Origin of the sequence: Pseudotabrizicola sp. L79, from assembly GCF_036553525.1 — a bacterium.
GTDB lineage: Bacteria > Pseudomonadota > Alphaproteobacteria > Rhodobacterales > Rhodobacteraceae > Pseudotabrizicola.
The window spans coordinates 116,532-141,393 of sequence record NZ_JAZHDA010000051.1 but is presented as its reverse complement, the minus strand read 5'-3'; the positions used below and the strand labels follow the sequence as shown (position 1 = coordinate 141,393).

General features: G+C 62.2%; 26 protein-coding genes. 7 read left to right on the top strand and 19 right to left on the bottom strand.

The features are described from left to right. Positions 1 to 64 precede the first annotated feature (64 nt). Positions 65 to 334: a 30S ribosomal protein S15 gene (gene rpsO, locus V3C85_RS12450; protein WP_331795421.1), complete on the bottom strand. Its 270-nt coding sequence runs from the start codon at positions 332 to 334 to the stop codon at positions 65 to 67. A 332-nt stretch (positions 335 to 666) separates the two neighbouring features. Here rpsO and V3C85_RS12445 point away from each other — a divergent pair, with 332 nt between their 5' ends. Next, complete coding sequence (locus V3C85_RS12445) at positions 667 to 1,779, top strand: calcium-binding protein (RefSeq protein WP_331795420.1); 1,113 nt, start codon at positions 667 to 669, stop codon at positions 1,777 to 1,779. 3 nt (positions 1,780 to 1,782) lie between these two features. Here V3C85_RS12445 and V3C85_RS12440 read toward each other — a convergent pair whose 3' ends face one another. The 5 genes from V3C85_RS12440 to rbfA form a co-directional block, all read right to left on the bottom strand. Beyond that, positions 1,783 to 2,676: an alpha/beta fold hydrolase gene (locus V3C85_RS12440; protein ID WP_331795419.1), complete on the bottom strand. Its 894-nt coding sequence runs from the start codon at positions 2,674 to 2,676 to the stop codon at positions 1,783 to 1,785. Positions 2,677 to 2,751: 75 nt separating this feature from the next. Continuing rightward, a complete protein-coding gene (locus V3C85_RS12435; protein WP_331795418.1) occupies positions 2,752 to 3,264 on the bottom strand; it encodes a DUF1643 domain-containing protein in 513 nt (170 codons plus the stop codon). A 4-nt stretch (positions 3,265 to 3,268) separates the two neighbouring features. Then, positions 3,269 to 4,174 carry a tRNA pseudouridine(55) synthase TruB gene (gene truB / locus V3C85_RS12430; protein WP_331795417.1) on the bottom strand — a complete coding sequence of 302 codons (906 nt, stop codon included), beginning with the start codon at positions 4,172 to 4,174 and terminating at the stop codon, positions 3,269 to 3,271. A 3-nt stretch (positions 4,175 to 4,177) separates the two neighbouring features. Next, entirely contained in the window at positions 4,178 to 4,903 is a 726-nt protein-coding gene (locus V3C85_RS12425; RefSeq protein WP_331795416.1) for a phosphodiester glycosidase family protein, read from the bottom strand. 1 nt (position 4,904) lies between these two features. Next, the gene (rbfA, locus tag V3C85_RS12420) at positions 4,905 to 5,336 is read right to left on the bottom strand and encodes a 30S ribosome-binding factor RbfA (protein WP_445942016.1); all 432 of its coding nucleotides are present in this window, start codon (positions 5,334 to 5,336) and stop codon (positions 4,905 to 4,907) included. Positions 5,337 to 5,436: 100 nt separating this feature from the next. Here rbfA and dapB point away from each other — a divergent pair, with 100 nt between their 5' ends. Then, positions 5,437 to 6,246, top strand: coding sequence for a 4-hydroxy-tetrahydrodipicolinate reductase (dapB, locus tag V3C85_RS12415; RefSeq protein ID WP_331795414.1), 810 nt, complete (start codon positions 5,437 to 5,439; stop codon positions 6,244 to 6,246). A gap of 72 nt (positions 6,247 to 6,318) precedes the next feature. Continuing rightward, positions 6,319 to 6,681 (top strand): dihydrodipicolinate reductase, encoded by a 363-nt coding sequence (locus V3C85_RS12410; protein WP_331795413.1) that lies wholly within the window; start codon positions 6,319 to 6,321, stop codon positions 6,679 to 6,681. An 8-nt stretch (positions 6,682 to 6,689) separates the two neighbouring features. On the opposite strand, the gene V3C85_RS12405 is transcribed toward V3C85_RS12410, so the two are convergent. Continuing rightward, complete coding sequence (locus tag V3C85_RS12405) at positions 6,690 to 6,884, bottom strand: DUF1674 domain-containing protein (protein WP_331795412.1); 195 nt, start codon at positions 6,882 to 6,884, stop codon at positions 6,690 to 6,692. A 69-nt stretch (positions 6,885 to 6,953) separates the two neighbouring features. On the opposite strand from V3C85_RS12405, the gene V3C85_RS12400 reads away from it, so the two are divergent. After that, positions 6,954 to 8,207, top strand: a complete 1,254-nt coding sequence (locus tag V3C85_RS12400) for an RsmB/NOP family class I SAM-dependent RNA methyltransferase (RefSeq protein ID WP_331795411.1) — start codon at positions 6,954 to 6,956, stop codon at positions 8,205 to 8,207. On the opposite strand, the gene V3C85_RS12395 is transcribed toward V3C85_RS12400, so the two are convergent. The 5 genes from V3C85_RS12395 to V3C85_RS12375 are packed head-to-tail and all read right to left on the bottom strand — an operon-like array spanning position 8,204 to position 12,799. After that, positions 8,204 to 8,941, bottom strand: coding sequence for an SDR family NAD(P)-dependent oxidoreductase (locus tag V3C85_RS12395; RefSeq protein WP_331795410.1), 738 nt, complete (start codon positions 8,939 to 8,941; stop codon positions 8,204 to 8,206). The two genes, V3C85_RS12400 and V3C85_RS12395, sit on opposite strands and share 4 nt — an antisense overlap. Continuing rightward, a complete protein-coding gene (locus V3C85_RS12390; RefSeq protein ID WP_331795409.1) occupies positions 8,938 to 9,498 on the bottom strand; it encodes a DUF3833 domain-containing protein in 561 nt (186 codons plus the stop codon). The genes V3C85_RS12395 and V3C85_RS12390 overlap by 4 nt, the downstream gene beginning before the upstream one ends. Positions 9,499 to 9,501: 3 nt before the next feature. After that, the gene (locus V3C85_RS12385; protein WP_331795408.1) at positions 9,502 to 10,761 is read right to left on the bottom strand and encodes an MFS transporter; all 1,260 of its coding nucleotides are present in this window, start codon (positions 10,759 to 10,761) and stop codon (positions 9,502 to 9,504) included. Beyond that, positions 10,758 to 11,510, bottom strand: coding sequence for a DUF1365 domain-containing protein (locus V3C85_RS12380; protein WP_331795407.1), 753 nt, complete (start codon positions 11,508 to 11,510; stop codon positions 10,758 to 10,760). Before V3C85_RS12380 ends, V3C85_RS12385 begins: the two co-directional genes overlap by 4 nt. Continuing rightward, entirely contained in the window at positions 11,507 to 12,799 is a 1,293-nt protein-coding gene (locus tag V3C85_RS12375; protein WP_331795406.1) for an NAD(P)/FAD-dependent oxidoreductase, read from the bottom strand. Before V3C85_RS12375 ends, V3C85_RS12380 begins: the two co-directional genes overlap by 4 nt. 258 nt (positions 12,800 to 13,057) lie before the next feature. On the opposite strand from V3C85_RS12375, the gene V3C85_RS12370 reads away from it, so the two are divergent. The 3 genes from V3C85_RS12370 to V3C85_RS12360 all read left to right on the top strand — a co-directional run bounded on the left by V3C85_RS12370 (position 13,058) and on the right by V3C85_RS12360 (position 15,998). Further along, positions 13,058 to 13,615: a sigma-70 family RNA polymerase sigma factor gene (locus V3C85_RS12370; protein ID WP_331795568.1), complete on the top strand. Its 558-nt coding sequence runs from the start codon at positions 13,058 to 13,060 to the stop codon at positions 13,613 to 13,615. After that, positions 13,612 to 14,253, top strand: a complete 642-nt coding sequence (locus V3C85_RS12365) for a ChrR family anti-sigma-E factor (protein WP_331795405.1) — start codon at positions 13,612 to 13,614, stop codon at positions 14,251 to 14,253. The genes V3C85_RS12370 and V3C85_RS12365 overlap by 4 nt, the downstream gene beginning before the upstream one ends. Positions 14,254 to 14,399: 146 nt before the next feature. After that, complete coding sequence (locus V3C85_RS12360; protein ID WP_331795404.1) at positions 14,400 to 15,998, top strand: GMC family oxidoreductase; 1,599 nt, start codon at positions 14,400 to 14,402, stop codon at positions 15,996 to 15,998. Here V3C85_RS12360 and V3C85_RS12355 read toward each other — a convergent pair. From V3C85_RS12355 to V3C85_RS12325, 7 genes are all read right to left on the bottom strand, one after another. Continuing rightward, positions 15,995 to 16,669 (bottom strand): DUF1523 family protein, encoded by a 675-nt coding sequence (locus V3C85_RS12355; RefSeq protein WP_331795403.1) that lies wholly within the window; start codon positions 16,667 to 16,669, stop codon positions 15,995 to 15,997. The genes V3C85_RS12360 and V3C85_RS12355 overlap by 4 nt on opposite strands. A 7-nt stretch (positions 16,670 to 16,676) precedes the next feature. Further along, positions 16,677 to 16,946: a hypothetical protein gene (locus V3C85_RS12350; protein WP_331795402.1), complete on the bottom strand. Its 270-nt coding sequence runs from the start codon at positions 16,944 to 16,946 to the stop codon at positions 16,677 to 16,679. Beyond that, positions 16,943 to 18,304, bottom strand: a complete 1,362-nt coding sequence (locus V3C85_RS12345; RefSeq protein WP_331795401.1) for a DUF6638 family protein — start codon at positions 18,302 to 18,304, stop codon at positions 16,943 to 16,945. Before V3C85_RS12345 ends, V3C85_RS12350 begins: the two co-directional genes overlap by 4 nt. Before the next feature lie 94 nt (positions 18,305 to 18,398). Then, positions 18,399 to 20,324 carry an AAA family ATPase gene (locus tag V3C85_RS12340; RefSeq protein ID WP_331795400.1) on the bottom strand — a complete coding sequence of 642 codons (1,926 nt, stop codon included), beginning with the start codon at positions 20,322 to 20,324 and terminating at the stop codon, positions 18,399 to 18,401. Between the two features lie 17 nt (positions 20,325 to 20,341). Further along, positions 20,342 to 21,472, bottom strand: a complete 1,131-nt coding sequence (locus V3C85_RS12335) for a hypothetical protein (protein ID WP_331795399.1) — start codon at positions 21,470 to 21,472, stop codon at positions 20,342 to 20,344. Between the two features lie 15 nt (positions 21,473 to 21,487). Then, entirely contained in the window at positions 21,488 to 22,561 is a 1,074-nt protein-coding gene (locus V3C85_RS12330; RefSeq protein ID WP_331795398.1) for a hypothetical protein, read from the bottom strand. Positions 22,562 to 22,744: 183 nt separating this feature from the next. Continuing rightward, positions 22,745 to 24,721, bottom strand: a complete 1,977-nt coding sequence (locus V3C85_RS12325; protein WP_331795397.1) for an oxidoreductase — start codon at positions 24,719 to 24,721, stop codon at positions 22,745 to 22,747. Positions 24,722 to 24,862 lie beyond the last annotated feature (141 nt).

The window sequence follows — 24,862 nt, the reverse complement described above, 5'->3', positions numbered from 1 at the left end:
TGCTGCCATGAAAAACGCCCGCACCTTGCGGGGCGGGCGTTTTCCGAAAAACCGTTGGTCGGGCTTAGCGACGCAGACCCAGACGACCGATCAGGCCGGTGTAACGGGCTTCGTCCTTGCCTTTCAGATAGTCCAGCAGTTTGCGACGCTGTGCGACAAGCATCAACAGACCACGGCGAGAGTGGTTGTCTTTCTTGTGGCTTTTGAAGTGCTCGGTCAGCGTGGCAATGCGCGACGACAGGATCGCAACCTGAACTTCGGGCGAACCGGTGTCGCCTTCCTTGGTTGCGTATTCCTTGATCAGGCGGGCTTTTTCTTCGACGGTAATCGACATCGGATGTCTCCTTGTTCAGAAGGGTGAAGGTGCAAGCCGGGATGTCGTCCAGCAAGACCGGTTGCCCCCCGATTCCACGGATGGAATACAAAGGGATGCGCGCGTATAGGGGAATTCGCGCGAAAAGAAAAGATCCTTTGGCCCAATGCCGCACTGATCTGGGCCTGGCCTTTTTTTGCCGTTAACCATCAACCCATTTTCCTTGGGCAAAACCGGGTGACGTGATGGTTTTGCACAGCGATTAAGGCTAGATTTCCATTGGTGTGTTCATGCTGGTTCAGCAATCAAGGCCGCGACCCGCCAGGTTGCGCCGGATGGTATGGGGTGTTGTGATGTTGGCATTTCTGGCTTTGTTCGGGGCCTTGGGGGCAAGCTTTATCGCCGATGGCGTTCTGTCCTCGCGCCAAGATCCAGCCGATTCGGATGAGGTCGAAGACGACGGGGGCGACGACAACTCTGATAACGGCGCCGAAACAGAAAGCCGCCTCCTGCTGGACTGGGCCCTCTTTGATAATGATGCAGATGAAGGCGATGATCCCGACGTGACGTTGCCCGACGAATATGATCCCTACCCCGGTTTTGACGCGGGATCTATCGACGACGGTATGCCCGTTTCAGATGACATTGCTGACGCCATTGATGCAGCAAAGTTCGTGCGGGGCGGGGATCAGGCCGATATCCTTTCCGGTGGTGACGGGGCTGACAGCCTGTCGGGTGGCGCGGGCCAAGACCAACTGACCGGGCGTGCCGGCGATGATGACCTGCAAGGCGGCGCGGGGGATGACATCCTGCATGGCGAGGATGGCGATGACCATCTGTTTGGTGGCCTTGGCAATGACACGCTGCAGGGTGGCGCGGGCCAAGATGCGCTGCAGGGCGGTGCGGGGGATGATTTCCTGGCCGGGCATCAGGGCGACGATACGCTGTCGGGCGGTGACGGGGCCGATACTGTGCATGGCGGCGAAGGGGCAGACACTGCCAGCGGCGGTGCAGGCGACGACTGGCTGACAGGTGGCGCGGGCAATGATCTGCTGATCGGCGGCGCCGGTCAGGATACGCTGGATGGCGGCACGGGCGATGACAGCCTGTTCGGCACCGGCGATGGCGCTGATGATGGCGAAACCGATATGCTGAACGGTGGCGCGGGTGATGATGTCCTGACCCTGGGCGCAGGCGATTGGGCCACTGGCGGCGATGGGTCGGACAGCTTTGTTCTGACAGAAATTCAGGCTGGCGACTCTCCGGCGCAGATCACCGATTTTCTGCCCGGACAAGATGAGTTGGTCATCGAATTCGATGCCAACGATCACCCTGACCCTGCCATCACCATCACACCCGTGGCCGGGTCGTCGGATGTGCTGATCACGCTTGACGGCGTTCCCTTGGCTGTGGTTCAGGGCGGCGCAGGTTTGACGTCAGATCTTATCTCGCTGCGGCCCGTTTAGGGCTCAGGCGAAAAAGGGAACAAAACTCTCCAGCACAGCCTCGGGCGCCTCTTCCATCACAAAATGGCCCGAGTCGCAGGCCGTTGCTGTAACCGACGTGGCCCACGATCGCCAGATTGCCGCGGGGTCGCCACTGCGCGCGGGAAAGCCGTGGTGCCCATACAAGAACCGCAGCGGTGCGGTGATCTTTCGGCCAGCGGCCCGGTCGGCCTCATCATCGGCGCGGTCGGTGGTTGCCCCGGCCCGGTAATCGGCACACATGGCGTGAATCCGCGCCGGATCGGTGGCCTGCCTGCGATAACTGGCCAAAGAGTCTGCCGGAAAAACGGCCAGCGACTTGGCCTTGGTCCAGCTTTGCAGCGTCCAATCGACATAGGCCTGCGGGTCGGCCCCGATCATCCGCTCGGGCAGGGGGTGGGGCTGGGCAAGAAAAGTCCAGTGATAGGCCGCCATCGCCAGTTCGGCGCCCCAATTTGCCCAATAATCGGCCGTGGGGGCGATCTCGATGATGCCCAGCCGACCCACCCGCGCCGGGTGATCCAGCGCCAGACGATAGGCCACGCGCGCGCCCCGGTCATGGCCCAAAACCATGGCCTGATCCACATCCAGCACATCCAGCAGATCGACAATATCCTGCGCCATCCGCCGCTTGGAATAGCGGTGATGTCGGGCATCATCGGCGGGCGCATCTGACAGGCCATAGCCGCGCAGATCGGGAATGATGACCCGGTGGCTGGCGATGAATTCCGGCGCCACCAGCGACCAGCACATCCCGTTCTGCGGATAGCCGTGCAGCAACACCAAAGCCGGGCCCCGCCCCGCCATCTGCACCGACAGCGTCACATCCGGCAGGGCAATGCGCTGCCGATCAAATCCTGCAATCCTTGGTTCTGCCATGCTGCCCCCCCTGTCTACGCGCCTATCAGCCCAGCATTGCCGGGCGGCAGGGGGGTGGCAAGGGGCATCCCGGGCCTAAAGCCATCTTTGGGGCAGGTGGTCATAGCCGATATAGAGCGGGTGGCGGGGGTGGCCCCCTGCCGTCAGCCCCAGATGCCACAGTGGCACCCCGCTGTGCCGCAGCATATGCGCCACAGCCGCGCCGCGCCCCAGATGCGCGCCATGCGCACCCCAGGCGCACAGCACCAGATCCGGCCGTGCCGTTGCCAAGGCATCGTGCAACACCGCATCATTCTCTGGCCCGACAGGGTCGGCGGCAGCGCGCATCACCTTTGGATCCGTGGCGCGAAAGGCAAAGATATTGGCAATCTGCATCGCCCCGAACCCCAAACGCCGCGCCCGCCGTTCGCAGCGCTCGATCGTGGGGTCGTTCTGCACCTCGGTCGCGGTCGAGGGGTTCAGCATCACAAACAACGTGCGCTTGCCCTGCGCGTCCCAGACGCGGCTCAACAGATAGCGATAGGCCTCGCACTCTGAATACACCGCTTCTGACTGGGCATCGCCCTTTTGATGCCGCCGAACAAGCACCCCGTTACCGGTTGAAAACCCGGTTGGGGTGCAACTCGCCCCCCTGATACCGGCCCACGGCAATCGCCTGCCCATCATGGCTGGCCCAGGCTTCCTCGCCCCACTCCAGCCCGCTGGCAATCACCATGCCGGGGTTGCCATTGCGCAAACGGGCGGCCCCTTCGGGCGTTGCAATGGCCTCGGGCAGGTCTGTCAGGCCGGTTTCCAGGGGCAACAGCAGGCTGTCGATCTCATCGGTCCGCGCCAAGGCGTCGATCTGCTCCAGCGTGACGGCATCGCTGGCCTCGAAGGGGCCAGTCCATTCGCGCCGCAACCATGCGACATGACCCAAGCACCCCAGCGCCTGCCCCAGATCGCGGGCAATCGCGCGCACATAGCCGCCTTTGCCGCAGACCATTTCCAGATCGACATGGTCGGCATCCGGGCGGCCCACAACCTCCAGGCTTTCCACCCACAGCGGGCGGGCGGCCAGTTCCATCGCCACACCGTCACGCGCCAGATCATAGGCCCGCTCGCCGTCCACCTTGACGGCGGAAACCTGCGGCGGCACCTGCATGATATCGCCCCGAAACGCCCCCAGTGCGGCGGCGATCTCGTCATCCGACGGGCGGCGGTCGCTTTGGGCGATGACGGTGCCGCTGGCATCATCCGTGCTGGTTGCCGCCCCAAAGACCACGCGAAACCGATAGCATTTGGTGGCATCGGTCACAAAGGGCACGGTCTTTGTCGCCTCGCCCAAGGCAACGGCCAGAACCCCGGTGGCATCAGGGTCCAGCGTGCCCGAATGCCCGGCCTTTTGCGCCTGAAACGCCCATTTCACCTTATTGACGATCTGGGTCGATCCCATGCCCGCAGGCTTGTCAATGATCACCCAGCCCGAAACCGGGCGGCCCTTTTTCACGCGTCCCATCTTTTATCCTTTTGGCACCACGGTGCCCACAATCGGCCCCATGGAAAAACCCAGATCATTGCGCCCAAGGTCGGGCGCATACAGCCGCGAGATCTTGCCATCGAAATACAGCGCATTCGGCACGCCCAGCACATCGCGGAAGAACCGGGCAAAGCGGTGGAAATTCACCCGTCCATTCGAGATCACGAAAAACGCCGTCTGGCCATCGGCCGAAACGCCAACCCCATTGCGGATATATTCGCTGTCGCTGTCAGGGATCAGGCGGGGGTGCAACTTGCCCGCAATCAGCAGCATCGGCCCGGATTGGGTGGCATCGCGGCAGGTCGGGCGCTGCTGGCCAAAGCGGCGGCTTTCGACAATCGCAAACCCATCGCCGATGCAGAACACCCCGTTGGGCAACAGGCCAAAATTCCCCGGCCCTTCGCGGGTGACCAGCGGCGCGCGTTCCTGCCCCTGTTCGACATAAAGGCCCACAGGCGCCCGGTCGGCATGATACATCCCGGCATTCATCGCAAAGCCAAGGCTTTGCCCGCTGGCGGCCAACAGATCATTCACCGCGCCAAAGCTGCCCAGCAACCCCTCTGGCCCGCTGTGAAACAGGCGCAGATCCTCGTCCGCGCCCACTTCACACACTGTCATCGACACATCTTCAAACACCGCATCCCGGCACGCCGAAGCAGCCGCCACCTGCGGCAGCAGGAGGACGAGCAAAGCGCACCACAGCCGCATCTCAGTCTTCCTCGCCATCCCGGTCATCAGCGGTGGGTGCGGCAACATCTTGCTGCACCCGCGGGTCGGCAAACAGCCGCCGCGTTTCATCCAGACGATCAAAGGTTTCATCGGGCCGGAACCGCAGATCAGGCGCATATTTCAGCGTCAGCTCTGACGCGACGCGGTGGCGCAATTCGGCCTTGTTGCGGGCCAGTGCCGCGATCGCCTCTTCCATCGGCACCGACCCCATCAGCGGCGCCACATAAACCGTCGCCACCTTCAGGTCGTTCGAGCACGACACCTCGCCCACGGTGATCGACATCCGGTTCAGATCGGGGTCATGGACCTCGGCCCGGTTCAACACATCAGACAGGGTGCGCCGGATCAATTCGCCAACGCGAAGTTGCCGTTGCGTGGGGCCATTGCCCGAAGAGGATCGTTTGTTTGACATGGGCGTTCCCATAATCGCTTTTCGCCCCCCCCGCAACGGCGGGCTTTTGTCTTGGGCAGCAAGGCGCTAAACGGGGCCAGACAAACAAAGGGGAACAGCCATGGCAGACCTGCCGGGAATCGTGATCACCGGGGCTTCGGGCCGGATGGGGCAAATGCTGGTGCGTCTGGTCAGCGCCTCTGACAAGATGCGGCTGGTGGGTTGTGTCGAACGTGCGGGCAGCCCCGCCCTTGGCCGCGACATCGGCGAGGTGATCGGCAGCGCCCCCTTGGGCGTCACCGTAACCGACGATCCCCTGCCGGCTTTTGCCAAGGCCCAGGCCGTCATCGACTTTACCTCGCCTGCCGCGACGGTGGAATTTGCAGCCCTGGCCGCGCAGGCGCGCTGTGTGCATGTCATCGGCACCACCGGCATGGAAAAAGACCATATCGCAGCGCTGGAACCCGCCGCCCGCCACGCGGTTCTGATCCGCGCCGGCAATATGAGTCTGGGCGTGAACCTTCTGGTGCGGCTGACACAAAAGATCGCCGCCGCCCTGGATGAAGATTGGGATATCGAGGTGGTCGAAGCCCATCACCGCATGAAGGTCGATGCCCCGTCAGGCACGGCGCTGATGCTGGGGCAGGCCGCCGCCGATGGCCGGGGGATTGATCTTGAACAGGCCAGCGTCTCGGGCCGCGATGGCATCACCGGCGCGCGGGCGCGGGGCAGCATCGGCTTTTCGGCGATTCGGGGTGGCGATATCGTGGGCGAGCATGATGTGGTCTTTGCCGCCGATGGCGAGCGCGTGGTGCTGCGCCATATCGCAACCGACCGCGCGATCTTTGCCCGTGGGGCCTTGCGCGCGGCGTTGTGGGGGCAGGGGCAAAAGGCCGGGCAATATGACATGATGGATGTGCTGGGCCTGTAAGCTGAGCGCCGGCGACTGATCCAATCCGCGCGCGGCGGCGTATCTTTGGATATGCCAAATCAAAGGTCCGCCATGCGCTTTACAGTTCTGACCCTGATCGCCGCGCTGTTGCCGCTTGCCGCGGCGGCCAATGAATTCGAACCGATCCGTGACCGCGAAGAATTCCTGTCCACTGTTCAGGGCAAGGAGTTGCGGATCGGTCTTTACAACCTGTCGCTGGCCGTCAGCCCCGATGGGCAGATCGCGGGCCGTGCCCTTGGCTGGGGAATTACCGGGGAATGGGCATGGAAAGACGGTTATTTCTGCCGCGAGATGGATTGGTCGGGCAAGGCCATCGAATATAACTGCCAACTGGTGGAACGGCGCGGCAGCTCGGAACTGCGCTTCACCTCAAACCGGGGTGAAGGGCAGCGCGCCACCTTCCGCCTGCGCTGATCCGCAGATCAAAAGTCGATCGCCAGGCCCTTTTTTTCCCAATCGCCATAGCGCACCGGCTCTGGCCCGTCGCGGCCGCCCAATTCGGGCGGCAGGGCCAGTTTTGCCGCTGTGGCGCGGCGCTCCTCGGCCTCGGCCAAGGCCCGCAGGGCTGCGGGCGGCAAGTCTTTGGCGGGCAAGTCTTTGCGGCTGTCGTCGGTCATGGCTGGTTCCCTAATCTTTGCATTTGATATACGCGCACGGGGCAGGCAAACAAGGTCAGGAGTCCCGAATTGGCCCGAGACACATCCGCACGTCCCACCGCCCGGTCTATCGCGGTCGAGCTTTTGACCGCTGTTCTGGGCGATGGCGCCATGCTGTCGCAACTGGCCGCGCCCGACAGCCTGTCGCCCGCAGATCGCGCCCGCGCCGAGCGTCTGGCAACCGAAACCCTGCGCCAGCTTGACCGGATCGACCGCATCCTGAAACCCTTGATGCGCAAGGCCCCGCCGCTGCCAGTGCTGAACATCCTGCGCCTTGCGGTGCTGGAACGCGCCCAAGGGGCCGCCGCGCATGGCGTGGTGAACGAAGCCGTCACGCTGACCCGCACCAACCGTCGCACGCAGCACCTGTCGGGGCTGGTGAATGCCGTTTTGCGCGCGCTGCCCGACCCTGTCGATCTGGCCGCCTTGCCCGCCCCGATGCTGCCCCGCTGGCTGCGTCAGCCGCTGGTGCATGCCTGGGGCCGTGACGTGGTGGCCGCGGTCGAGGCCGCCCATACCCAAACCCCGCCGGTTGACCTGACCCCAAAGGCCAAGGCCAAAGACCTGCCCGATGGCACCGCTTTGCCGGGGGGCTCTGTGCGGCTGATGTCGCCGGGCCAGATTTCGGCCTTGCCGGGCTATGCGCAGGGCGATTGGTGGGTGCAGGATGCCGCCGCCAGCATGGCCGCCCGCCTGCTGGCCGCCAAACCGGGCGAAAGGGTGCTTGATCTTTGCGCAGCACCGGGGGGCAAGACATTGCAACTGGCCGATGCCGGGGCAGATGTCACGGCGCTTGATATCTCGGCGCCCCGGATGCAACGGGTGCGCGACAATCTGGCCCGCACGGGCCTGACGGCCCAGATGGTGGTGACCGATGCCCTGCAATGGCAGCCCGACGTCGGCTTTGATGCGATTTTGCTGGATGCGCCCTGTTCCGCCACCGGCACCATCCGCCGCCACCCCGATCTGCCCCATGTCAAGGATGGCAGCGAAATCGCCGATCTCTGTGCGTTGCAAGCGGCGCTGTTCGACCGCGCCCTGACCTGGCTGAAACCGGGGGGGCGGCTGGTCTTTTGCACCTGCTCGCTGCTGCCGGCCGAGGGCGAAGATCAGCTTGCCGCCGCCCTGACGCGCCACCCCGGCCTGACCGTGATCCGCCCCGCCCTGCCGGGTATCATACCCGACTGGATCACGCCCCAGGGTGGCCTGCGCCTGCGCCCCGATTACTGGCCCGATCTGGGCGGGATGGATGGGTTTTTCATGGCCTGCCTGACGAAACCCTAACCGCGCCCGAAGATCCGGTAATAGGCCCAGTCCGGCAAGAATTGCGACAGCCGGAACACCCAGGAAAACACCGTGGGAAAACTGCTTTTGAAGCGGTCCGTGCTCATATGCTCAAACATCGCCCGCGCGGCCTGTTCCGGCTCCATCAGAAAGGGCATCGAAAAGTCGTTCTTTTCGGTCAGCCGTGTCTTGATAAAGCCGGGGTTGGCCACCTGCACGTCAATCCCCGATCCGCGCAGATCGCAATACATCGACTCGGCCAGACTCATCACCCCGGCCTTGGATGCCGCATAACCAATCGCGCCCGGCAAGCCGCGAAAGCCTGACAAAGACCCGGTCAGCACGATATGCCCCGACCCGCGCTGCACCATGTCGGGGATCACCGCCCCCACCACCCGCGCACAGCCGGTAAAGTTGATGTCGCACATCGCGGCCACCTGATCGGCCTGCCAGTCCTGTGCCCGCATCGGCCAATAGACCCCGGCCAGATAGACCAGCCCGTCAATCTCGCCCACCTCATCTGCGGCGCGGCGCACCGAGTCTCCATCGGCCACATCGCAAACCACGGCGCCTGCGCGCCCCGGCAGGCTGGCCACGGCCTCGGCCAAACGGTCCGCCGACCGTGCCGACAAGATCACCTCGGCCCCCGCCCGGCTAAGCACCTGCGCCAGGGCAAGCCCCAGCCCCTCGGACGCGCCCACCAGCCAATAGCGTTTGCCTTGCCAATCCCTCATGCCTCTACCTTTCGCATCGTGGCCACCAGTTCGGCCACCGTGATCCCGAATTTACGAAACTGGCTGCGGTTCATGATGGTTCCATTTTCCATCAGATACATCCAGTCGGTCACATTCAGCACATGGCCGCCCGCCTTTTCATCCAGCTTGATGCGATAGGTCATCTGCACCGCAGGCCCCGCCGCCACGCCCGCACCTTCGCCGACCACATCGGGGGCGGTGGCGACGATGCGCCCGTCATTGCCCAGACGCAATGTCCAGCAGCGGTCTTGCACATCGCCACTGTCATAGCGAAAGCGCTCGCGCAGAACGCCGGTATTGCCGTTCCATTCGCCCACCATATCGGCCACGAACCGGCTGGTCACCCGCCCGGTCGGGCCGTAGATCACGCCCTCACACAGGATCGGCCCGCTCAGATGCTGGCGCAGATCAAAGGCCGGGCCTCTGTCAGCCAGATCTTCGGGCTTTTGTGTCGCAAAGCCGATAAAGCGTGATTTCATCGCCATCAGAGCGAAAATCACCAGAACGCCCAAGACAAGCGGATACAGCGTTTCCATGGGTCACACCCTTTCAAGGTCAGTCGTGGCCACAAGCGCAAGGGCCAAAAGTTTCAGCCCGCAGGGCAGTGCCGCATACAACAGCGTCAGCGCCCAGAGTGCGGCAGCATCATTGCTGGCACCGGGGGTAAAGCCTGCCCATTGCAAGGCAGGCAGCAAGATGGCAGCGGCCAGGGCCAGCGCCAGTTTCGATACGAACGACCACAGCCCAAATCCTGCGCCCTCACCCCCGTCGCCCAGTTGCGCCAGGCGCCGGGCAAACAGCGCGGGCAGCAGCGTCAGGTCGGCCCCCATCGCCGCACCCGAGGCAAGGCAGATGACAGCAAAGGCCGCCATATCGCCCGCCTGCAACAAAACCGCCCACAAAAAGGCCGCAATCGCCAAGGCCATCGCCGCCATCAGGCTGCGCTTTTCGCCGATCTGCGCCGCCAGCCTGCCCCACAGCGGGGCCGAAGCCGCCGCCGACAAAAAGAACAGCAGCAGCAGCGGGCCTTCCCAGCCCGGCGCGCCCAAGCGGCTTTCGACAAAGAACAAAAACAGGGTCGAAGTCACGGCCACAGGGGCCGCATTCACCAGCGCAATCGCCAACAAGCGCCGCGCCACCCGATCAGCCAAGGCCCGCCGAAACAACGGCATCACCGGGGCCGGGGCCATCTTTGCCGCCCCCTCCCATTCGTGCCGCATCGCCAGCGCTGCAATCACCGCCAACAGCGCAAAGCCCAAGGCAAAGGCGGTAAAGGGCTGGTCAGTGACGGCGGCCAAGGCCACAGGGGCCACCGCCGCCACCGATACCCCCAGCAAAGACCCGGTTTCGCGCCAGCCGGCCAGCCGCAGATGGCCCTTGGGGCCCAGCGTCTTGGCGCGTGCCACGCCTTGGGCGTAAAAGACGATGGTCAGAAAGGAAAAGGCACTGAACAAACAGGCCAGCGACAGGGCAAACCACGCCAGCGGCGCAACCGGCGGCGGCACGGCGAACAGCGCCAGCATGGCCGCCATCATCACGCCCACGGCACCCGTCACCAGCAGCGACCGCTTTCCCCGCCCCGCCTCGGCCAACCAGCCCAGAAAGGGGTCTTGCACCACATCGACCAACCGCAGCAGCGCCAGCACCGCCCCAAGGGCCGCCAGACCCACACCATATTCATCAACATAGAACTTCGGCGCATGGATATAGATCGGCAATCCGGCACAGGCGATCAGCGCCGCGAAAACCGACCAAGGCCACAGCCTCGCGGGTGCCAGATTGGCCATCACAGCCATCATCGCGTCACATCCTCGGTCGGTGGGGTGGGGCGGGTGCGAAAGGCCACGCCCTTTGCCCACAGCTTCAGCGCCTGCCAGTGAATCAGGGCCAGCACCCGGCGTGACCCAAAGGGGCGGCGCAGACAGGCGCGCAGAATGGCCTCATTTGTCAGCGGCACCCTTGGCCCGATCAGATTGGTAAACAATCCACCAGTCTCGGTCGTGTAATCGATCCAGATCCCCACCCGCTCGGCCCGGATGTCGAACCGAAAGCGATATTCGCCCTCTACCGGCTGAAACGGCGAAACGTAAAAGATCTTGCGCGCCAGAATGGTGTCTTCGCGCGTGATCGGTGCCAGATCGTCGCGGTGCACCAGATAGGAATGGCGCTCGCCATAGGTGTTGGTCACTTCGGCAATCGCCACCCGCAACGCGCCGGCCGTGTCATGGCACAGCCAAAAGCTGACCGGGTTGAACACATGCCCCAGAACCCGCGGCTGCGCCATCAGCACGATGCGCGCCGGGGCGGGCAGGCCGTGGTTGGCCAACACCTCACGCACCCAGGCCGTGCCACGCCCCTGCCCGGGCGGGCCACCGTGATCAGCATCATGCAGCGCCGTCAGATTGGCGCGGTTGCGCGAAAACAGCGCCGGCCCGCGGGCGGTATCCGGCTCTAGCGCCACATAATCCACACTATAGCGAAAGGCATTCTGAACCGGGCCCTTGCGGCCGTGAAATGTCTCACCCCGGATCAGATCAACCGCTGTCATGCCGCCACCGGGGCCACGGCCCGTGCGCGGATCGCCTGCACCACATCCACGGCACTGGCAAAGCCATCTTCATGAAAGCCGTTCTTCATCCACGCCCCGCAGAACCAGGTGTTCTGCGCCCCGTTCATCGCCCGCACCTGCGCCTGCGCCTGCAAGGCCGCGGTATCATAGACCGGATGGCGGAAGGTCACGCTGTCATAAATGCACTCTTCGCGGATCGCGCGGTTGCTGTTCAGCGTCACGAAATGCGGGTCATCCTTGGGAATGGGCTGCAAGCTGTTCATCCAATAGGTCAGGTCAATCCGCTCACCCGGCCCGCCCTTCGGCTCGACATAGGCCCAGCTTGACCACACCTTGCGCGCTTTGGGCATCAGGCTTTCGTCACAATGCAACACAGCCTCATTCGGCTGATAGCGCACCGCCCCCAGGGCCGCACGCTCTTGCGGGGAGGCATCGGCCAACAGGGCAAGCGCATCATCGGAATGGGCGGCAAACACCACATCGTCAAACATTTCCCATGCGCCACCAACGGCCCGCACCATCACCCCTTCGGGCCCGCGCTGCACCCCGGCCACCGGGGCCGACAGGCGAATATCCACGCCCTGCCGTTGCAGCGCCGCCTGCAACCGCGACACATATTGGATCGACCCACCCTGCACCGTGTACCACTGGTGCTGGCCGTCGGCCGACAACAGCGCGTGGTTCTGAAAGAACCGCACCAAGGCATCGGCGGGAAAATCGAGAATACCCTTGGTCGGGGTTGACCAGATCGCCCCGGAAAAGGGCGTGATGTAATAATCGCGGAAATAGGCCCCGGTGCCCATTGCCGCCAGCAGATCGCCAATCACCATACCCGGCTGTGCCATCTGCACCGCCGTTTTGTTGAACCGCAAGATATCGCGCAACATGCCCAGGAACTTGGGGTTCAGCGCATTGCGCCGCTGCGCGAACAACGTATCCAGCGAGGCCAGGCCATATTCGATCCGCCCCCCATCAATGCTGGCACAAAAGCTCATGTTGCTTTCCGTGACGGGCACATCCAGCGATTCGAACAGGCGCACCAGATGCGGATAGTTCACGCGGTTGAACACGATGAACCCGGTGTCAACAGGCTGATCCCCGCGCTTGCCTGTCATCACAGTGCGCGCATGTCCGCCCAGACGACCCTCGGACTCAAACAGCACCACGGCATGATCCTGCGACAACATATGTGCAGCGGCCATGCCGGAAATACCCCCCCCGATGACGGCAATGCGGCGGGCAGTGGGGGAAAGTGTTTCAAATGGCATGTCTGATCCTTTTGGCAGTGTCTGGGAACTATACGCCCCCTGACTGCGTTCGGATCACCCCGCACTTGGCCTGCGCGTCTGGCCAACTCTTTTTCATATGCAGGTGATCCAACCGCCACAGGGCGCCGTAACAACCCCATGATGTTCGAAACCATGCGCGTCGAAAAACCGGATGCAGTTGCTAAACCCAAGCCCTATGATGGGCTCTTGGCGCGCGCTGCACGCCCGGAAGGACGGTATCGACCGGTGACGACTCTGGTGACGGATGAACAAGAAGATTGGACGGCACTGGTGTTCAGGGTGCGCGACCATCAGGACCGGGCGGCCTTTGCGGCGCTGTTCCGGCACTTTGCGCCCCGCGTAAAGGGTTTTCTGATGAAGTCGGGCGCCTCGGAACAACTGGCCGAGGAATGCGCACAAGATGTCATGGCAACGCTGTGGCAAAAGGCCGGTCAGTTTGACCCGACACGGGCGTCGGTGGCGACATGGGTTTTCACCATCGCCCGCAACCGCAGGATCGACGCGCTGCGCAAGGCGCGCCGGCCCGAACCCGAAGATCTGACCTGGGGGCCCGAAGCGGAACCCGATCAGGCCGAGGTGTTTGAGGTGCAACAGGAATCAGAACGGTTGGGCACCGCACTGGCCCAACTGCCACAGAAACAGCGAGAGCTGATCGAACGGGCCTATTACGGCGATCTCACCCACAGTGAAATTGCCGCAGAAACGGGATTGCCCCTTGGCACGATCAAATCTCGGATCAGGTTGGCGCTAGATAAGCTGCGCCAGCATTTGGACGTGAAGGCACAACAGGAATGACCATTCGGCATCATCTTTCAGACCAGCTTTTGATGGCCTATTCGGCAGGCGACCTGCCCGAAGGCTTTGCGCTGGTGATCGCCACCCATCTGTCACTCTGCGATGAGTGTCGGGCCCGTGCCGGTGCCTTTGACGCCGTCGGTGGCGCTGTCGTCGAAGACGGTTTCTGCTCGATGTCGGACGGCAGCCTTGAGGCGTGCCTGTCGCGCATCGACGGCCTGTCACAGATCACCCCCCGCCCGCGTCAGGCCAAGGGCATCATTCCCGCGCCTCTGGTCGATTACATCGGCGGCGGTCTGGCAGATGTGAAATGGCGCCCCTTGGGCTTTGGCGCCAAACAGGCGATCTTGCGCATGTCTGACCGCGGCGCTTCGGTGCGTCTGCTGTCGATCCCCGGCGGATCTGCCATGCCCGAACACAGCCACCGGGGCACCGAACTGACACTGGTGCTGCAAGGCGCCTTTCGCGATGAAACCGATCGCTTTGGCCCCGGTGATATCGAAGTGGCCGATGACAATCTGGAACACACCCCCGTGGCCGAGGAAGGGCAGACCTGCATCTGCCTTGCCGCAACCGAGGCGCCCTTGCGCTTTAACCGGCTGATCCCCCGTCTGGCGCAGCCCTTCTTCCGCATCTGACCGGCCTTTGGCTGTGGTCACATCTGTGACCACAGATGCACCACGGCTGTAGCACGGAAAAACCACGCTTATCCCACGCCCTGTGCCGTTGCGTCATGCCCCACGCCGGGGCTTGAACGCGCCTTGGCAGGGCGTAGGCTGGCGGTATGGAATATGATGTCATCATCGCCGGGGGTGGGTCAGCGGGCTGTGTTCTGGCGTCCCGTTTGTCTGAAAACCCCAAGCTGCGGATCTGTCTGGTCGAGGCGGGTGGCCAAGGCAAAACCCTGCCCATCCGCGCCCCCGCCTTGGTGGCCGCCTTGGTTCCGGGGCGCCCACCATTGCACAATTGGGCGCTGAAAACCGTTCCACAACAATGCCTTAACGGCAGGCGGGGGTATCAGCCCCGGGGCAAGGCCCTGGGCGGGTCATCGGCCATCAATGCCATGCTTTATGTGCGCGGCCACCCTGCGGATTACGACGAATGGGCCGATCTGGGGGCCACTGGCTGGGATTGGCGGTCAGTTCTGCCCTATTTCCTGCGGGCCGAGGGCAATATGCGCGGCCCTTCGGCCCTGCATGGCGGCTCAGGGCCGTTGCAAGTGGCCAACCAAACCCACCCCCGCCCCATCACCCGCGCCTTCATCGCCGCCTGTGAAGAAAATCAGATCACGCAAAACGATGATTTCAATGGGGAAAATCAGGAAGGTGCGGGCCTTTATCAGGTCACGCAGTTTCATTCCGGCCCGCGCCGCGGCGAAAGATGTTCCGCCGCAGCCGCCTATCTGCATCCGGTGATGCACCGCCCGAACCTGACGGTTTTGACCGGGCACCGCATCGCCAAGATCACGCTTGAGGGTAAAACCGCCACCGGCATTCTGCTGACCAACGGCACCCATCTGCGCGCCCGCCGCGAAGTCATCCTCTCGGCCGGGGCCTTTGGTTCTCCGCAGTTGCTGATGTTATCGGGCATCGGCCCCGAGGACGCCTTGCACAGCCACCGCATCCCCATTGTGCATGCCCTTGAAGGTGTTGGGAAAAATCTGCAAGATCACCTGGACTATACCATCAGCTACACCAGCCCGCGCCGCGATGTGGTGGGGCTGAACCCTCGGGGCTTGCTGCGGCTGGCCAAGGCGGGCCTGCATTGGCGCAAGACGGGCGAGGGGCTTTTTGCCTCTCCGATGGCCGAGGGCGGGGCCTTCTTGCGCTCTGACCCGTCGCAAACGCGCCCCGATCTGCAAATTCACTTTGTGATAGGCATTGTGGACGATCATCTGCGTAAATTGCACGTGTCGGATGGCTGGTCATCGCATATTTGCCTGTTACGTCCGCAAAGCCACGGCACTGTTGGTCTTTATGATGCCAACCCCCGCCGCGCGCCGCGCATTGACCCGGCCTTTCTGTCGGCCCCGGCCGATCTTGCCCTGCTGAAAACCGCTGCCCGGCGGATGGAGGCGGTTCTGAGCGCGCCCGCATTGGCCCCATGGCGTGGCAAAAGGCTGTATCCACATGATGGCAGCGATGCCGCACAAGAGGCTGATATCAGAAACCGGGCTGATACGATCTATCACCCCGTTGGCACCTGCCGCATGGGCAGCGATGCGATGGCGGTGGTTGATCCTATGCTAAAAGTCAAGGGAATCAATGGCTTGCGCGTTGTTGATGCCAGCATCATGCCGCGTTTGGTGGGCGGCAACACCAATGCGCCCACCATCATGATCGCCGAGAAAGCCGCCGATCTGATCGCCGCCGACCACCCCTAGCGGCGCGGCGGCTTTTTCTTCCAACTGTCCAGCCAGGCACCGATCCGGCCCAGGAACCCGCGTGCCTGTTCGCGCGCGGCATCGGCCTTTGCATCCACCGCATCCCAGGTTTCCGACACATCCTCCAAGGCGGGGTCAATCGTGCGCTCTCGGAACTGCAACCACATGCGCCGGATCATCAGGCCCACCAGAACCAGCAGCACCAGCAGAACGATATTCACCCAAGGAATGATCGTCACATCCGGGCTTTCAACCTGTTTTACCGCCACGGCATTGGGGAAAATCGTGAAAAACTCATTGCGCCACCCATAGTGGGTAATCGCCACCCATTTCGGATTTTCTGCCGAAGAAACAAGAGATTGCGCCTCGGTTTGGGTGTTGGAACTGTCCAGTTTGAAATAGGGCGGCCATCCCCAGCCGGTATCTTCATTGCGGTAAACCATCGGCTTGCCATTTGGCTGCACGGTCTGAATGAAAAACACATCGCGGTTGCCCCCGGCGGCAGTGCCCACGTCAGGGCTGGCCCAGAAGATCGAGTTTTCACCAAAGTCGATCCGCCGGTTTTCGGTGCCGACAATGCGCACGATATCATGCTGCGGCAGGGTGTAATGCAGAAAGCCAAAGATCAGCGAGGCGATGATCGCCCAAAGGGTCCATTTCACATAACGCATTGTCGCCTCACTGAAAATTCAAGATATAGACCACCGCCACAAAGGCGATGGTCGGAAGGATGTAGATCAGCCAAAGCAGGCGCTTCTTCAAGCCCTTCTCATAGCTGGCCATGCCACTTTCGATATAGGCGGTGCGATCGCCCGGGATACCCCCGGCATCAAAGCGTTTTTCCAGCTCTTCTCGGTGCAGCGACCGCCAATAGATGCCGATCAGAAAATAGACCACCGTCATGCCGACCAAGGCAAAGACCCAAAGCCTGATCCATCCGAAAATCATCTGCGCCCCCTGTCCACGGCCCCCCATGGCCCGACGATGCGGCCCAGGTTTCGGGCGGGTTTCGGTTCGGGGCGGTGGGTTTCATCCATCCCCGGCTCTGGCCCGAACAAGGCGCTGCGGGCACCTTGTTTGTCCACAACATACTCGCGTTCCAGAAAATCTGCCACATATTGGCGCTTGCGGTCTGACCAGCGGGCATAGCTGGCATAGAACAGCTCTTTATGCGTGATATACATCTGCCGCACATCCATGGGCGCCAGTTCAGACAGCAGCATGTTCACCAGATCACGGTCTTTGTGGTTGCGCGCCCGCAAGGTATAGAAATAGGCCGGATGCTCGCTGTCGATCCGTGGCCAGGGCCCCCCGGCCTCGATCCAGCGCAACAGGGCAGCAAGCCCCTGAAATTCGGCTGGCAGGCTGTCGCCAAGGCGATAGGCGATCTTGCGCAATTCGGTGCGGCGCGCATCGCCGATGTCAAGGTTCAGCCGATCAGCCGCATCCACCAGAATGAAATCCATTTTTTGCCGGATCACCGCCGCCGCATCCATGCCGCGCGCCTGAACTATCGGCTCGACCAACTGGTTGCGCTCTAGCCAATCGGCAATCTGGTTGCGGTGCGTCAGATCGAACACCGGCGAAATCGGCAAGGCCCCAAGGCTTTGCCGCGGCAGAACCGAGATCACGGCCGGAAAGCTGACATCGCGAAAAATATAGACCCCGCCGAAATGGCTGGTCCAATAGTTCGGCTGTTCAAAGGCCATTTCGGGCAGGCTGATCGGCACCCGCGTCACATCCCCGGTCTTTTTGGCAAGGCCAATCATCTCGGCAATCAGCACATCATCGCGCCAACCATCGGGTTCGGTGCGAAAGCGGCCGATCAGCTTGGCCAGCTTTCCCGCATCGGCGACATGGCCGCCGATCGTATCGGCAATCACCGTGATGCGGCGAATATCCATCAACTTGGCGGGGCTGGAAATATCATAGACGCTGTCGGCCAATTCCCCCGCCACGGCATCGCGCGCGGTCAGGGCAAAAAGCTGTGCCTCATTGGCGTCGATGAATTGGCGAATGATGCCGCGGCTGGTCGAGAATTTCGCATTCAGCAGCGGCGCATGTTTTTGCGCCGTGGTCAGCAAGATGAACTGTCGGTTAGCCCCGTTGGGGTTCAGATACAGATCATCGCCCAACTCGGCCCCGATTTCCGGGGAATAGCCGGAAATGTCGATGTGAAAATCGGCAAGCTGGGTTTCCCGCCCGCACAAATGCTTCATCGCCCGTTTATAGCGTTCGACCAAGGCCGGAGAGCTGACTTCGACCAGATTTCCGAACATCAGACCTTTGGAGATGAGGCGTTTCATGGTGACGAAACCTTGACTTCATCCGTTGAAAAATACGCCCAAAGGGCACCAAAGGCACAGGGGCCGCACCCACAACTCTGGTTTTGCACAGGCATCACCCCTTCCCCTCCAGATACCGCCGCTTGGCTTCTTCCTGCCGCCCGAAATCGCGCACCATGGCATCAATCGCCACTTCGTCTGACTTGTCGGCATAGCGGAATTCGCTGTCGGCGTAGCGGTTGACCTCTTGGATCACCATATCCACCGTGATCGGTGTCATCAGGCCCCGGATCATGGCCAGTTTGTCGTCATAGGGTTTGAACAGGAACAGGTCGGGGGTTTCCATCCATTCATCGGGCAATTCAAAATCCATCGCCCGCACCTTGACCGCATCGGTGATGTTCTTGATGGCGCGGCCCGTGAACCGCTCATCCGCCTCTTGGATGGCTTTCAGATAGCGGCCGATTTTCGCAATCGTATCCAGCGGGCCGATTTCAGCGGCCAGTTTGTCCCACACCCGCAAAAGCCCGTCTTCATGCGGGCGGGAATGGCCCTCAAAGCTGGCAGCGACGGCTTTCTTGATCTCTTGTGCGGCGAACAAGTCGTGATCGCCCAAGGGGATCTGGTGGTTCTTGCCCAAAAGCAGCGACAGGATGTCGATGTAATCCTCGCGCGTTTGCGGGCCATCCACCAAAAACCGCGCCCCTGCCCTTTGGCGCAGGGCATCATCCACATTCTCGGGGTAGTTCGAGAACATGCCAAAGGTGCAATTGCCGCGCACCACCGTATTCGCCCCGGCAAAGGCCCCCATGAAAACGGCCGTCACCTCTTGCTGGCCCGCGCTGGATTGGCGGTCGCCGCGTTTGCCCGCCACCTGATCAATATCGTCGATGGTGCCAAAACCGATCACGCCGGGGTCGAGCACCGCGTCGATGAACGCCTTGGCGTTCTGGCCCGACTTGCCCTGATAGCTGTCGATCTGGTCGATGCTGAAATTCTGATAGCGGAACGGATAGCCGGCCACGGTGCAGTAATCGTTCAGCAGCCCCGCCATCATCTGGATCAGCGTCGTCTTGCCAGTGCCGGGTTTGCCATCGCCCATGAAGGTAAAGATGAATCCGCCCAGTTCGGCAAAGGGGTTCAGCTTGCGGTCGAAATCATAGGCCATCAACATCTTGGCCAGCCGCATCGACTGATATTTGGCGATATGGTTGCCCACCACCTCATGCGGTTTCTTGAACTGCATCGAAAGCTGGCCACCCTTGGCCGCGCGGGCAGGTTTGAAGCCCGAAAGGCTCAGCCCATCCGCCTCGACCTTCCACGACCCGCTGACAAAGCCCTCGAGCCGCGGGGCCGATGCCGCGCGCAGGGCCACTTTTTCCATCAGCGCCTCGCAAAAGGCGGCAACGGTGGCGGCAAGCCGGGGTTCTTCGGTGGCGTGCAGGGCGATGTCCTGATCCAGTTCCCACAGCGCGCCTTGCAGGGCCAGGGGGGCATTGTCGGTCAGCACTTCCTCGACGGTGCCGACCTCAACGGTCAGCGCGCCAAGATGGGGGGCCAGCAGGAAAGCCGTGGCATTGGCAAAGGTGAACAGCGTCACCAGCGCCTCGGCCGCCAGCAATTCGGTGAATTCGGCGCGGCGCAGATCGGGCAGACGACCTTCCAGATTGGCTTTCTTCAACTCGCCCAAGGCCGATTGCTGGGCAAAACTGTCGGCCATGGCAAGTGCGATGGCCACCCCCCGGCGCAACCCATGCAGCACACTGGCCTGTTGCGGGGAAATCAGGCCATCTGCCAGGGTCTCTACCCTCTCGACCAGCCGCACGCCACCGGGCCTGATGGTGGGGCGGGTGACAAGGCCGGGGGTGGTAGAGCGGAACCGGGGCCGGGTGCCAATGCCGGGGCTGCGTTCGGCCTGTGGGGACTCAGCCGCCTTGGCAAGACGCGGCGCATGGTCAAACCCGGTCAGCAGGTTCAGCGCCGCATCATACTGGGCGCGGATCGCCTCTTCCTTCAGTTCCATTGTATCGCGTGTCGACATGACCGCCCCCTTGAAAATCAGCGTGTCGAAATGATGCGCCCATTGGCGCCCACAATGAATTTGCGCACATCGCGAAAACCGGGCGGGTTCAACTCCATCAGAACCTGAAACGGGCGTTCGGGCAGAATGACCATGCGTTCCATCCGGGTGGCACCTTGATCGACGCCCTTGGCCAGAAACGGGTCCAGCTTGAAGATCTGCCGTTCGACCGTTGAAAACCAGCCATCCTTGACCTGCTCGCTGCGTTCGGCCAGCAGGTCTTCAACCGTCCAGACCAGCGCCCAGTCTTCGCCCTGCGGGGCCTTGGCGGTGGTCAGCACATCCGAGATAGGGCCGGTTTGCAACGTGTAGGCGCTGGAATACATCGGCCCAAGGTGAAAGCGCCGCAGCCGTTTGGGGTGCAGCGTCTCAAAATCCTTGTCAAAGCCGGTGGCGATGGTCAGCAATTTCAGCCCTCCCACCGATTGCGCAATCAGGTGCTGCTGAGCCTGTGGCCAGCGGCGGTCGTCATTGGGCAGGGGCTTGTGCCCGCTGTCCTCGACATCCATCAGATAGACGACGGGCAGGTTCAGTTGGGTGTCGAACACAGCCCAATGCACCAGATACTTGCGCCGCCCTTTGACATCCTCGGTCCATTGCGCCTCGGGGTCATTGCGCGACAGAAACATCCCCCCTTGGGCCAAAGCCTCGTAATACAGGCGCTGAGACAGGGCGAATTGCAGCTGGGTGGGAATGGTCAGATCGCCAACGATCTGACGCACCATGCGGTCTTTCAACTCTTCAACGCTGGCAATGCCGCCCAGATGTTTGTCGGCCTGTGCGGCATCGACGGCCATCAGCATCAGTTCCTGGGCAACGGGAAAGCCGCTTTCATGCCAGTCAAAGGTCAGCCGAGGCGCGCCATCGGCCCGGCCCGTCATCAGGTATTTGTGCGACAGGGCCTGAAACGTGCGCGAGATCGACGCCAGATAGCGCCCCAGCACCCGCGTTTCGGTGCGGGTCAACTGGCCTTCGGTTTCCAACTCGGCCGCAACCCGGCCCAAATGGCCCGAGATGCGGTCGAACTTGGCAAAGTAGCGCCGCACGACCAGCGTGTCGGTCAATTCGGCATGGTCTTGCGTCAGCTTGTCCTTGACGTCTTCGGTCACTTATTCCCCGCGCGCCTATTCGCCATAGGCGTTCTTGTCGTGCTTTTCGACGATGGCAGCAAAGCGGCGGTTAAAGCGTTCATCCGCCTTGGCCTTCTGCTCTAGTATCTTGCGGGCAAAGACCATGTGGCCTTCATGCGCTTCCAGCATATCGGCCATCTTGTCATTGGTGGCCGCCCCAATCGCGGCCATGGCGGCCTGCGCCTCTTGGTCGGTCTTGACGCCGATTTCATTGATGCGGTGCGCCACATCTTGCTGTTGCGCGGTCTTAAGGCTGCTGGTCAGCGCATCATACAGCACCACACGCTGCTTGGTGTCGGTCTGCAACTTGTTGATCAGCACCAACTGGGTGGCGGCCTGATTTTGCAGGCTGTCCATCCATGTCTTGCCCTTTTCGATATAGCGTTCCAGCGTCTGGCTTTTCGCCAGCTTGACCTGTTCATCCTGCACCAGCGCGTTATAGCGCGTGTTCAGCGCGGCAAGTTCTGTTTCCAGCTTGGTGCGCGCGGCGGCATCCTGTTCGACGCTGATCTTGTTTTCCAACTCGATGATCTTGGGGTCCATCCCCGCTATTTCGGCCCGCACGGCCTCTAGCGCGCTTACGGTTTCTTCGCGTTCGCTCAATGTGGCCGACAGGTTGCCCTCGACACTGGTTTTCTGGCCGTTCAGCATATCCAACTGGCCCTGCAACAGCTTGACGATCACGTCAGACTTGCTGATCAGATCCTGCAACTTGTCATCAATACTGGCAGTGCGCAGGCGCTCCTGGCGCATGCTTTCGGATTTGGCGCTGCTGAAAATGCCGATAAAGCTTTCCATCCCGGTTTTCGACCGCATCTCGTCGAAATCCTTGGTAAAGCCTGCCGTTACATCATCCAGCCCCATGATCAGCTCGGCGATGTTGGCATTCATCAGATCGGTGTGCTTGTGCACATCTTCCAGCGTGGCGTTTTCGATGTCGATCGCCGCTTCACCTGCCTCCAGCTTGGCCCGCGCGGTTTCGATCCGGCTGGTCACGGCAGTAATCTTGGCCTGAGCTTCGGCCACCTGCTTTTGGCTTTCGGAAATCTGCGTTTCAAAATCGGCCATGTTGCCCTCCGCTGGACGATGCCTTTGTTCGTTACTTAAGGGATGTAAATCTGAATTACATCCCTGTCGCCGGGGAAAGTGACATCCGCGCAAAACCGCCCTGCGCCATCCGCCCCAAAGATCATGGGGCATTCTTGCCGCAGTCAGTGCCCGTCGCCAAGGTTTTATTGGATTGGCCGCCGATTACAGGGCCAGGCCCAGCTTGCGTCCTTCGTGAAAGGCATAGGGGGCCTGACGCGGGGCCACGCAATCACCGATGCGGTGGGTGGCCTTTGCGTCAAAGGTTTCGGGCCAGGGGTCAAAGGCCGTGTTGGTGGTGGCCATGATCAGGGCCGAAGCCGCAATGGTTTGCTCGTCGCCGGTCAGAAAGCTGCGGATACTGGCCCCGTTGCCATGCCAGCGGGTCAGGCAATGTTCGGTCAGCATCGTCACCCCCAGCCGTGCCAGCCGTTGCCGGGCCGGGCCATCGGCCGAGGTGCGGGCGATTTCCTTGCCGACAAAGGGGTCGGGGGTCACCAGCGTGACCTTGTGGCCCCGTTCGGCCAAGGCCCATGCCGTGCCGACACCACGCCAGTTGCCGCCCTCATCATACAAGATGACATGGTCGCCCATCCGTGCCTCGCGGCGCATGGCGGCCTCGGCGGGCCAGACACCGCCCAAGTCATGGCCGGGCAGGGGGCCAAGGTCGGGCGCCCAGCGTTGGCGGAACTGGTCGTCTGGCAAAGACCCGGTGGCAAGGATGACCGTATCGGCGGGGTGCGCCGCGATGTCGTCGGCATCCAGAAAGGTGTTCAGGCGCAGGGTCACGCCCAGCTTGGTGAACTGGCGTTCATACCAGTCCATCAGATCAAGGATCTGCGCACGGCGCGGCTGTTCCCCTGCCAGCCGGAACTGCCCCCCGATCTGGGGCAGCGCCTCGACGATTTCAACACGGTGCCCACGTTCCGCCGCACTGCGCGCGGCCTCTAGCCCCGCGGGGCCGGCCCCGACGACCAGCACGAACTTTGCAGCAGCGGCCGGCGTAAACCGATCACCGCCCCATTCCCATTCGCGGCCCGCCGAAGGGTTGATCAGGCAGGAAATCCAGTAATCACGCGACCGTCTGCCCCAGCACATCTGATTGCAAGAGATGCAGCCGCGCACATCCTCGGCCCGGCCCTCCATTGTCTTACGGGCCAGATGCGGGTCAGCGATCTGGCCACGCACGATCGAAACCAGATCGGCCTGCCCGCTGGCAATCACGCTTTCGGCGTTTTCGGGGGTGCGGATATGCGCCTCGGACGTCACGACAGCCTGTTTGACCACGCCTTTGAAAATCTGGGTTGCGGGGGCTGTCAGCTTGTCGGCGAACAGAAAGGTTGGCATCAGCCGCTCGAAATCAAGATAACCGCCGTGACCACAGGTGATGTAGTCAATGTGCCCGGTGGCATCATGCAGGGCCAGAATCTCGGACAGGTTTTCAACAGACAGCAAGACATTGTGGCTGTCTGACGTGCTGACTGCCAGGCCAATGATGAAATCCTCGCCGCAGCGTTTGCGTATGCCTTCGATGATCCGGCGGGAAAAGCGGGTGCGGTTTTCAAGACTGCCGCCCCAGTCATCATCGCGGCTGTTCGACCACGGTGTCCAGAACTGATCCAGCAGGGAATGATAGGCGGCCCAGACCTCGACCCCCTGAAAGCCTGACCGTTTGCAGCGAACTGCGGCGGCGATATGGGCTTCGATCAGCTCTTCGATCTCGGCCACAGTCATTTTGTGCGATCCGTCACTGTCGTGATAACTGGCATGGCCCGAGGGCGACCAATGCGGCGCAAAGCTAAGATCGGAATCGCCATGTGCGCCGATATGGTAAAGCTGTTGGCAGATCACCGCGCCTGCGGCCTTTACCTCGTCGGTGATCTTTTGAAACGGTTTGATGATGTCATCTGATCCATGCAGCAGGTTGCCCCGCGTCAGCACCCCGGTTCGGTGCACGGGCACCGGTTCGCAGACAATCATCGCAGCCCCGCCAACTGCGCGTTCCAGCAGGTATTTTCCCATCCGTGGGCCGGGCAGGCCCTGATCGGACATGTTGTTGGTATGGGCCCCAAACACAATGCGGTTGCGCAGGGTATGACCGCGCAAAGGCAGGGGGGAAAGCAGGTGACGGTGCTGGGTCATGGCGTCCTCCGATCTTGTCAGGATAGGGGGGCGGACCGTCCCGGCGTGAGGCCCAAGAGCGACGCGGAAAGGCCGAAATCCGCCATTCAGCGGCCCCCCTGACCGCCCCCGAAATGATGCCCTGAAGCTGCATTTGGTTTG